The organism is Paracoccus shandongensis, from assembly GCF_017315735.1.
GTDB classification, from domain to species: domain Bacteria; phylum Pseudomonadota; class Alphaproteobacteria; order Rhodobacterales; family Rhodobacteraceae; genus Paracoccus; species Paracoccus shandongensis.
On record NZ_JAFLRK010000058.1, the window covers coordinates 1 to 9,732 of the forward strand.

Below are 9,732 nucleotides of genomic sequence, written 5' to 3' on the forward strand. Positions count from 1 at the left end.
TCGAAACCCTGTTCGCCCAGAAGGCGGCTTAGTTCAGATGGTGCGATGGGGTCCAGCCAGAGGGGTTCACTCCAGACGGCGGTCAAAAATGGAGGTGCCCATCACCTGCACGGCTGATCGCTGAACCCGAAGGTGGGGAATATTGCGCCAGCACTGCCGGAGATTTGTGATCCAAATCTACACAAAAGAACTCTTTGATGATTTTGATCGGATCGCTTGCGTCCAGATGTCCTGCCTATTCCTCTATGCCAAGCTTTGGGTAGGCGAAGCGGAAGATGGCTTCATGGCTGACGCAAATACGGTACTGCTCAAGCCGAATCTAGCCAGCAATCTGTTCTGTAGACCAACCGGCCTTGAGCGCATCCTCGAGCACTGCCTTCAAATCCGGATATGCGACCAGCTTATGGTGAACTGCAAAGCAGCTTCAACTCCCGATAGATTGTCAAGGCTAGGCGGAGAGCCGAACTGCGATCGCGGCACTGGCATCTTTCCTTTGCGCCAATTGGCAATCTTTGACAGTCTTCGAAACTCAGGTGCAAGTAGTATAAATTCATCCATCGAATTCGGTAAAAATATCTGTATCATTTAAAAATTTTTTACATTGGTTGTTAATCTGACCGCAATGGTTATGGTTTCAATTAGTGTTTGATATGCGTTTGCATCCATCCTTTGCATGAATCAACTCGTGGTAGTTAAGCGCACCGCAATGATTCCCGTTAAAGTTGTGAACCCCGGACAAGGCAGAAGCGCAGCACATCTGCGCCTGCCTTCAAGGATTTGGAAAGTGGCCTGGTCTGTTGCGGGGCATCCTTCCTTATCGAACCCAACGGAGTCCTGATGTCCTTGCTGAACCCTACCCGTGCGCATTTGCTGGAGACATTTGCCCTTGACGTGGCCATGCTTCGGGGCCGGGGCGCGCGCCTGTTTGACGAGACCGGCGCGGAGTATCTGGATTTCCTGTCCCAATACGGCGCCCTGCCCTTTGGCCACAATCCCGAAGCGGTGTGGGCGGCGCTTGGCGCGGCGCGCGCGGCCGAGCGGCCTTCGATGATCCAGCCGCTGCGCTCGCTCGAGGCCGAGCGGCTGGCCCGCCGCCTGGCCCAGGCCGCGCCGGGCGACCTGTCGATCACCACGCTGACCAACAGCGGCGCCGAAACGGTCGAGGCCGCCATCAAGCTGGCCCGCATCCGCACCGGGCGGCCCTTGATCCTGTCCACCCGCAACGGCTTTCACGGCAAGACCCTGGGGGCCTTGTCGGCCACCGGCAAGCCGCTCTACCAGCAGGGTTTCAACGCCCCCGCGCCCGATTTCGACTACCTGCCCTTTGGCGACCTGGCCGCCCTCGAGGCGCGCCTTGAAGCCGGTGCCGGCCAGATCGCGGCCTTTATCCTGGAGCCGATCCAGGGCGAGGGCGGCGTGGTCGTGCCACCCGAAGGCTATGTCGAGGCGGCCATCGCGCTGTGCCGCAGGCATGGCGTGCTGTCGATCCTGGACGAGATCCAGACGGGCTTGGGCCGCACCGGCCAGATGTTCGCCTGCTCGGACTTCACCGAGGTTCCCGACATGCTGCTTCTGTCCAAGGCCTTGGGCGGCGGGCTGATGCCGATCGGGGCCTGCGTGGTGCGCCCCTCGGCCTGGGACGACCGCTTCGGGCGGCTGCACAGCTCGACCTTCGCCAACAACGCGCTGGCCGCCACCGCCGCCTGCGCGACCCTTGACCTGCTCGAGGAAAACGACGGCGCGCTGATCCGCCAGGTGGCGGCAAACGGCGCCTATGTGCGGGCGCGCCTCGAGGCGCTGCAGCGCCGCCATCCCGGCGTGATCCGCGAGGTGCGCGGGCGCGGCTACATGCTGGGGCTGGAGTTCCAGCCGCTGGAAGAGCGCGGCGATTCGGCCATCATCGCCCATGCCGGGCTGAACGGCGGCATGACGGCGCTGATCGCCTCGTACCTGGTCAACGTGCAGCGGGTGCTGACCGCGCCCTTGTTCAACGACAGCCGGGTGCTGCGCCTGCAGCCGCCGCTGATCCTGGACCGCGCGGGCCTGGACCGGGCCGTAGAGGCCCTGGCGGCGGTCTGCGACATCCTCGATCGCGGCGACTATTACGCGCTGGTGCGCCACCTGGTGGCCCGGCGCGCCAAGGCCGAGGCCGAGGCCGAGGCCGTGGCCCCCAAGGCCGTCGAGACCCCCGAGCCCGCGCCCGAACCCGCGCCCCTGCCCGGCGCAGCCCCGGTGTCCGGCCGGTTCGGCTTCGTGATCCACTACACCGAGGACGAGGACATCTTCCGCTCCGACCCCTCGCTGCGCCAGTTCAATGAGGCGGAACTCGCCGACTGGAAGGCCTGGGTCAAGCGCCTCGGGCCCGGGCTGGTGCGCCGCATCCCCCCGGTGGTCTCGAAAACCGGCGCCAGCGCCTCGGGCTGGCTCCTCTCGGTGCCGATGCTGCCCGGCGACATGCGCGGCAAGGGCCGCCACGAGGCCCGCGCGATGATCGGGGGCGCGGTGGATCTGGCGGGCGCCCAGGGCGCCTGCCGGGTCGGGCTTGGCGCCTTCACCTCCATCGTGACGCGCGGCGGCGAGACGGTGACCGGGCGCGGCGTGCCCGTGACCAGCGGCAACACCCTGACCACCGTGGCGGCGGTCAAGGCGGTCACACAGCTTTGCGCCCGCACCGGGCTGGCGCTGGAGGAGGCCCATGTGGCGGTGGTGGGCGCCTCGGGCGCGATCGGCCGGCTGGGCGCGCTGCTGCTGGCGCGGCGCGCCGGGCGCATGACGCTGGTGGGCAACGCCAAGAACCCCTTCGCCCCGCGCCTGCTGGCCAAGGTCGCCGACGAGATCCGCCTGTCGCTGGCCGAGACCCCGGCCCGGGCGGCGCCGGGCCGTCTGGCGCAGGCCCTGCGCAGCGGCCAGGGGGCCCAAGGTCATGGGGGCGGGCTGTCCTGCACCACCGATCTTGACGCGGCGCTGGCGGGGGCGGACATCGTGCTGGTGGCCACCAGTTCGGACACCGTGCTGGTCGATCCCACCCGCCTGCGCCCGGGCACCCTGGTCTGCGACGTGGCCCGCCCGCCCAACGTGGCGCGCGCCGAGCTGTCGGGCAGCGGCGTGCTGGTCTTTGACGGCGGCCTGGTCAGCCCGCCCGCGCCGGTGGACCTCGGCCCCTTCCAGACCCTGCCCGCCAACATCGCCTGGGGCTGCCTGAGCGAAACCATGCTGCTGGCGCTCTCGGGCGAGACCGCGGACTTCAGCATCGGCTCCGCGCTGTCGCTGGAAGGCGCCGACCTGCTTGCAAGCCTCGCCGAAACCCACGGCTTCGAACCGGCGCCGCCGCAATGGTACGGCGATCTGGTCAGCGAAAACGACCTCGACAGCTTTGCACAAGAGGTCCGCAGGAAGAGCCGCACGGTACAGGGAGAGGTCGCCGCCTAGGGATTGCCCCCGACGACGCTGATGACAGGCCCGCCGGAACCGGATGGTTCGGCGGGCCAAATCGTGATTGTACCCTCGGTGCAGAGGCGTCAACACGAAAAAAGCCCGCTCGGTAGAGCGGGCCTTCTCGGTTCTTGCCACGTTGGTTGGGAAGCTACGCCGCCGCAAACTTTTGCAATCATAGGTTGATTTACAGAAATATCACCACATATTAAGGCGCGATGCGGACCAGCGGGAATTCGGCTTCTTTACCGCCGTGAACGGGGCCGATAAAGGATTTCGGGATGCTGGAGTGGTGCCCAGCAGACGCCTGGGTGCATGACTATTGATTCTACCTAGAGCTTAGCCGAATAGCCTGAGGTGTTGCCTTCTATTCGCTTATGTTTGGTTTTTATCATTAAATATTAATAAGAAATTTTTATTCATCTAAGAGTTGTTTTTCTAACGCCTAGATTTATTCAAGTGAATACTTCACGGCCTCATCAACGGCAGACCTCCCTTTTGTTTTCAGGAGACATTGAATGAATAATCCAGCTGCTCGCACTCAAGTAGTAGCTTTGGAACAGGGTGAGCCTGAGCAGTCGGCACTTGTTAATCCTGAGCCTGCACCTCAGTCGCAGCTGATGTCTGTTAATCCTGCCGCTGGTGAGCTGATCCGGGAAGCCATGACCGCCAATGCCCAAGAAGACCGCGTTGCGCAGCTGGACATTCCCGAGTCTGTCACAAACGGTCAGGTGATCAACTCAATCCGCATTCTGGAACAGCCCGAGACTGGTCATGTTAGCGTTTCTCCCGAAAGCGGGATTACCCTAGTCATGACGGAAGCGGAGCGTGGCTGGAACAAGGTCAGCTTTGCTTACGAGGTCACCCTGGCGGATAAATCTGTTGTCCGCGTGGACGCAAATATCGACCTGACCCCTGCTCAACAGGGTAACGGTTGGGGCCTCGGCGATGGCTACATGCTGGAAACCGACGCCCGGGGCAAACTAGTACTCGAGCATGGCGAGAATCACCGCAAGGTCTACGTCTCAGAAGGCCAGCATGCGCTGACCATGGAAGATATAGCCACGATGGAAGGCACAACTGTGGCCGAAATCGGAAAGACCTATGGCGGTTGGGGTGCCTGGCTTGCGAAGAACCCTGAATACGGGGCAACCCAGGACATGGCGCTCACGACTGAGCTTGGAATGGCCCTCTGGAACAACACGACCGCCTTCAAGACCACATCCAACTGGCTGCTCTTCGAGCGCGGCTATGAATATCCCGCTGCCGCGCGCCTAGTGGCCCGCGGTTCCAATGGAGAGTCAGAGCTGCATCCGCAAGTCATCGGCGCCTATGGCGAGGGTGATGATCCGGTGATCGGCGGCATGATGAATGCTTTCCAGAACACGTCATCCCATACCGTGGTCACCGGCCTCAACCTGGCCGGCGGCGCGCAGGCGCTGCAGGGCATCAACATGCTGATCGACAACGTCTCAATTGGCGGCATGGGAGGCAACTTTCAGAACATCGACGGCCTGACCATCCGCAACAGCGACATTGTGGACATCATTCGCGATGCACCGGTCAATGGTGCTGAGACTTGGTCTCCGCATATCAACCGTGCCGCCGGCATCTATATCTCCGGCAGCGAAGGCGTCCTCCTGGACGGGAACTTGTTTGATCACAATGCCTGGGTGGAAGGCTATGACTGGAGCTTGGCCGCCACCTCGCCGATGCCGCCTTCCATGTATAGCCACAACCTCTACATGCAGGCCGACAACCTGGATGTCACCCTGCGCGACAACATCTTCCTGCGTGGCGCGTCGTTCGGGGCACAGGTCCGGTCGGGCGGCTTCATCGAAGACAACGCCTTCATCGACAACAACGCCGCGCTGAACTTCATGGGCGGCAATTACGAGGGTAAGGGACATGTCGGGAACTACACCCTGCTCCTCGACAACCTCGTGACCTCGGCCGGCCACAAGCGGGTGTCGCAGGCTGAAGGCGCGCTGTCGATGGGCATCGATGATGGCGGCAAGCAGTCCTCGCTGATCGGGAACATCGTTGCACATCTGGCCGACCCTGCGAACGCAGCCGAAATCGCGGCCAAGGGGGTCACCCATTTCGCGCTGAACCTGAACGCCTCAGCCTTCTTCAACGACACGATCATCTATCGCTGGCAGTCTCCAAAGGCGACTTCGAACCCCAACCAGGGTGTTGAAGGCTTGGAGCCAGCCGTTCTCAACGCGACCACCATTCAGCAGTTTACCTCCGAGTTGCTGGGAAAGGAAGGGGCCACCATTGCTGACTTGGCAAATTTCCTGCGGGTCCAGGCGCATGGGGAACTCGACGTGGTGGCTGACGCAGACCTGATCATCGCTTTCTTCCGAGAAGGCTTTGGTCTGGATATGGCAGCCAGGACCGGAGCCGAGACGCTGGTCTTCACGCCGGACGAGCGTGGCGACGGGGTCCGTTGGGACAATCGCCTGAACTGGTCCACGGAGGATCTGCCTGGAACGCGGGAAGGCGACAGCGTCGACCTGGCCGGCAACGCCGTCCGCTTCGGCAACTACACCGTGACTGTTGATGATTTCGATTTCGGCGACTTCGGCAAGCTTGCCGCCACCTCGGGCAAGCTGACGATCGACGGCAACGTCAGCGTCGGCGACAAGGGCGCATCCTTGTCAATAGACAGGGCCGGGCAGGTTTGGATCGATGGCTATCATGACAACGATCTTTTGGACATCGAGTTGGCAGGGGGGCGGTTTGCCAATACCGGAGCTTTCGAAGGGGAAACCCGGATCAGCTTGTCGCAGAATGCGCAGCTTTTGCTAGCGACCGCTGGCGGACAGTTCTACCTGACCGACGGCAGCAGCCTGACGATTACCGGCAGCAAGGCCAAGGCCGGCTTTGATGGCAGCGACGGCAAGTCGGCGACCCTCAAAATGCATAACGAAGCGACCCTCTCTTTCATCGCGGACGCAAACGGATTGGGCAAGATCGCTGAATTCCATTCGGGCGCTTTCGAGACGTCATATGTGAGTTCGGGGGTGCGCCTTGACGGAACGCTGGCCGTCGATCTTTCCGCCTTGGACAAGAAGGCCGAAGGGGTTTGGACACTGGTCGATGCAGACCAAATGATCGGATCCTTCGATGACATCGCCATCACCGGCCTTGGCACCAGCCGCGACGCCTTGATACGCTATGACTACACCCAAGACGAAGTGGTCCTGCTGGTCAGCGAGGCCGGCAAGGGCACCGGGCAGATCCGGTCCATTACGACGGGTGATGCCAATTTCATCAAGCATACCCAGGATGCTGCGTTGAAGGCCTTGTGGACTGAATTACAACCCGATTTGAACATTGTTGTGGGAACCATTGGCCGCGACCGCCTAGAGGGGACCGATGACAATGACGTGCTAATCGGCTCGGGAGGCAACATGGATCAACTGACCGGCGGTGACGGCGCAGATACTTTCTTCTTTGGCCTTGAGGCCTTGGACGGCGTCCGCATTCGAACCACTATCATGGATTATGAAGTGGGCATAGACAGCATTGCTCTGGCCAAGGATGTAAGGATTGCCAGCTTGCAGCAGGCGGGCAACACGGTTGTCGCTTACCTAGACGACCCGGCAGGCCGGGACGACGCAATCTATATTCGCGGCAGCGATTTAACAGTAACGAACATCACCTTCGAAAATGACTATCTGCTAGTGGGCGCGTAAGCGCCCCTGGCTCCAACTCGACCTTCGCCGGAGCAGCCGTTGATCATTGTTACGAGATCCGCCGTTTCAAGATTTGAGGGTCCGGGCAAAAGACGCGGAGCAACTGTCGCCCGGAGATTTTCGGATGCAACGAGCATACCTCTGCCCTCATGTGCGTGAACAGGCTCTGCGAGAGCGTATCTCAGGCATCAAGATTCAGGCTTACTAGCCTGCCACTGACGTGATTCTCTTCTGCTAAGACAGATGGAGATTTCAGATGGGCAAGCTACATCCTCTGGAGCTTCGGACGCGGGTCGTTTCCTATGTGGACGAGGGTCTCGGGCACCGTCAGGCGGCTCGGCACTTTCGGATGTCGCCGAAGTTCGTCAATGATCTGGTGAAGCTGCGGCGCGAGACCGGATGTTTGACGGCGAGACGACAAGGCAACGGCGGCGGACATGGCAAGCTGGTGGACGTGACTGGCTGGCTTGAGGCCTGTGTCACGGCCAAAAGCGGGATCACGCTTGATGAGCTCGTGGCCGAGTTGGCTGAAACGCATGGCAACGACGTCCACCGCGCCACCGTCTGGCGCGTTCTGCCGGGTCTCGGACTGAGCCATAGAAAAACTCTGCAGGCGCTTTGAACAGAAGCGAAAGGACGTCGCCGCTCTGCACCATGTCTGGATCGCGAGACGCCAGCCTTTCATGGCCAACTATCTGGAGCGATTGGCATTCATTGATGAAACCGCGAATCAAGACGAACATGGCCAAGACCACCGGCTGGGCACCCCTCGGGCAGCGCCTCGTCGATCATGCGCCGTTCGGGCACTGGCGCACCCAGACCTTCGTTGCCGCCCTGCGCCATGACCGGTTAGACGCGCCTTGGTGATTGACGGCGCAATGAACGCCGAAATGTTTGATCTCTACACCGAAACCCAGTTGGTCCCGACACTCCGGCCCGGGGAAGGGCTCATTCTGGACAATCTCTCCAGCCACAAGAGCTCGGCCGCAGCGACAGCCTTGCGCGATATCGGCGCCTGGTTCCTGTTCCTGCCGCCATACAGCCCCGACCTCAACCCGATCGAGGTGGCCTTTTCAAAACTCAAGACGCTAATCAGAAAAGCCGCCGCCCGCACCTACGATCAGCTTTGGGCGGCGGTCGGCTAGATCTGCAACCTCTACTCCGACGAGGAGTGCTACAATTACTTTAAAGCTGCAGGATATGAGGCCGATTGACTGCGACAGGCTCTAGCGGCCCGTCACATGCAAGCCTTTCTGGCCATTGAGACCTGCCGAACTTGAACTTGCATGGATTTAGGCAGTCTGCTTGAAGCGTTGGCGCAGCGCGAGCAGGCCTAGCCCCGAAAGGAGGAGCAGACCGCCAGCCGGGAGGGGGACGGGTGCCGGTTGAACACTCCCCTCAACAAGATAGTTGATATCATAGCTGGTGCCTTCGGTCAGCGCCGCAAGTGGATCATCGCCAAGAGCGTCAAGAAAGCTCAGTTCCATTACCAGCGTATCACCAAACAACGAGGCCAGTTCGCCGCCAACTTCAGTGAACATCAGCAACAGCATGTTGGTTTGCGGAGCGAGACTGCTCAACATGCCTTCAAGCACGGTCTTGCCATCATTGCTCAGATCAAAGAAGCCGCCAGCACTCGCATAAGGATCGGCAAGGTCGAAGTTAAGGCTGAGTTCGGCAAACAACTCTCCTTCGAAAGAAAAATCCTGACTCGTGGCCAAAGCACTCGAACTAAGGAAGTCACCATAGCCGTTGTAACTGACAAAAGTGCCGACTGCTTCAGGCACGTCAATAACGGGTGACACAGCAGAGGCGGCCAGCACCTCCAGGGGCAGAATGGCCAAGATGGCCGAAGACAGAAGTTTAAACATGACAATTTTTCCAGCCAACTGAGAAGAGCGCGCGAGCACTCGTCCGAAGATAATTGCTCCTAAAAGAAGCGCTGTCCAGTAGTTGTATCGCTTGAACGCTTTGCAACCTGGATTTCTGTTGAATTGGCTTCGATATCCTGTACGGGTCTATTGGTCGCAGCGGTGCAACCCCCGTCCTGCTCACTAGGTAGAGAATTCATTCAGGTCCGAGCAATTACGATAGAAATTGGCGCCAGACTGGCCAGGTAGTTACGAGCAAGGCAGCCGTATCCGATACGGCGCCAGTTCTTGAGCCTTCCCCCATTCGCTCGATGACGTTGCGCCGCTTGTATGCTCTCCGATCGAGCGGAAAGGGAAAGGTGCGTGTGGCCAAAGAGGGGATCACCGCTTTGATGCGCCGGCGCTTGAGCCAGCGACGCAGGCTCATGGCATCGTAGGCCTTGTCGGCAATTAGCCTTTTGGGACGGGAAAGTCCCTTTAGAAGCGGAACAGCCATATGAATGTCCGGAATGTTTCCGGGTGTCACAGCAAGCGCGACCGGTCGGCCTTGAGAATCGGCCAGGGCATGGACCTTGCTGGTCGCCCCGGACAGGCGGCGCCCCGATTATCGTCGCTCATTGCTGGGCGCATATCCAAGCGCAAGCGGGTCAGACAGGCAAGGGCTGGATCATGGCGCGGGGCTGGCCGGCCTCTTCCCACAGGAAGGCCAGCGTGACCGGCAGGCG

Annotated in this window: 8 protein-coding genes; 6 read left to right on the top strand and 2 right to left on the bottom strand. The window is 60.7% G+C overall.

Going from position 1 to position 9,732, the window contains the following annotated elements; translation table 11 throughout:
• Nucleotides 1–166: 166 nt before the first annotated feature.
• From JX613_RS19175 to JX613_RS19200, 6 genes are all read left to right on the top strand, one after another.
• Nucleotides 167–589 (top strand): hypothetical protein, encoded by a 423-nt coding sequence (locus JX613_RS19175; protein ID WP_207103077.1) that lies wholly within the window; start codon nucleotides 167–169, stop codon nucleotides 587–589.
• 248 nt (nucleotides 590–837) lie between these two features.
• Nucleotides 838–3,429, top strand: coding sequence for an aminotransferase class III-fold pyridoxal phosphate-dependent enzyme (locus JX613_RS19180; protein ID WP_207103078.1), 2,592 nt, complete (start codon nucleotides 838–840; stop codon nucleotides 3,427–3,429).
• 521 nt (nucleotides 3,430–3,950) lie between these two features.
• Nucleotides 3,951–7,136, top strand: a complete 3,186-nt coding sequence (locus tag JX613_RS19185; protein WP_207103079.1) for a hypothetical protein — start codon at nucleotides 3,951–3,953, stop codon at nucleotides 7,134–7,136.
• A 256-nt stretch (nucleotides 7,137–7,392) separates the two neighbouring features.
• Nucleotides 7,393–7,758 carry a helix-turn-helix domain-containing protein gene (locus JX613_RS19190; RefSeq protein ID WP_237168746.1) on the top strand — a complete coding sequence of 122 codons (366 nt, stop codon included), beginning with the start codon at nucleotides 7,393–7,395 and terminating at the stop codon, nucleotides 7,756–7,758.
• 95 nt (nucleotides 7,759–7,853) lie between these two features.
• Nucleotides 7,854–8,003, top strand: a complete 150-nt coding sequence (locus JX613_RS19195) for a hypothetical protein (protein ID WP_207103080.1) — start codon at nucleotides 7,854–7,856, stop codon at nucleotides 8,001–8,003.
• 11 nt (nucleotides 8,004–8,014) lie between these two features.
• Nucleotides 8,015–8,281 carry a transposase gene (locus JX613_RS19200; RefSeq protein ID WP_207103081.1) on the top strand — a complete coding sequence of 89 codons (267 nt, stop codon included), beginning with the start codon at nucleotides 8,015–8,017 and terminating at the stop codon, nucleotides 8,279–8,281.
• A 147-nt stretch (nucleotides 8,282–8,428) separates the two neighbouring features.
• On the opposite strand, the gene JX613_RS19205 is transcribed toward JX613_RS19200, so the two are convergent.
• Both JX613_RS19205 and JX613_RS20440 read right to left on the bottom strand, forming a co-directional pair.
• Nucleotides 8,429–9,007 carry a hypothetical protein gene (locus tag JX613_RS19205; RefSeq protein WP_207103082.1) on the bottom strand — a complete coding sequence of 193 codons (579 nt, stop codon included), beginning with the start codon at nucleotides 9,005–9,007 and terminating at the stop codon, nucleotides 8,429–8,431.
• Between the two features lie 214 nt (nucleotides 9,008–9,221).
• Nucleotides 9,222–9,599 carry a transposase gene (locus JX613_RS20440; protein ID WP_207103084.1) on the bottom strand — a complete coding sequence of 126 codons (378 nt, stop codon included), beginning with the start codon at nucleotides 9,597–9,599 and terminating at the stop codon, nucleotides 9,222–9,224.
• Between the last annotated feature and the right edge of the window lie 133 nt (nucleotides 9,600–9,732).

Excerpts from the sequence above, each read along its gene's own strand:
- JX613_RS19180 (WP_207103078.1), top strand. The coding sequence starts at position 838 with ATGTCCTTGCTGAACCCTACCCGTGCGCATTTGCTGGAGACATTTGCC.
- JX613_RS19185 (WP_207103079.1), top strand. The coding sequence starts at position 3,951 with ATGAATAATCCAGCTGCTCGCACTCAAGTAGTAGCTTTGGAACAGGGT.
- JX613_RS19190 (WP_237168746.1), top strand. The coding sequence starts at position 7,393 with ATGGGCAAGCTACATCCTCTGGAGCTTCGGACGCGGGTCGTTTCCTAT.
- JX613_RS19195 (WP_207103080.1), top strand. The coding sequence starts at position 7,854 with ATGAAACCGCGAATCAAGACGAACATGGCCAAGACCACCGGCTGGGCA.
- JX613_RS19200 (WP_207103081.1), top strand. The coding sequence starts at position 8,015 with ATGAACGCCGAAATGTTTGATCTCTACACCGAAACCCAGTTGGTCCCG.
- JX613_RS19205 (WP_207103082.1), bottom strand. The coding sequence starts at position 9,007 with ATGTTTAAACTTCTGTCTTCGGCCATCTTGGCCATTCTGCCCCTGGAG.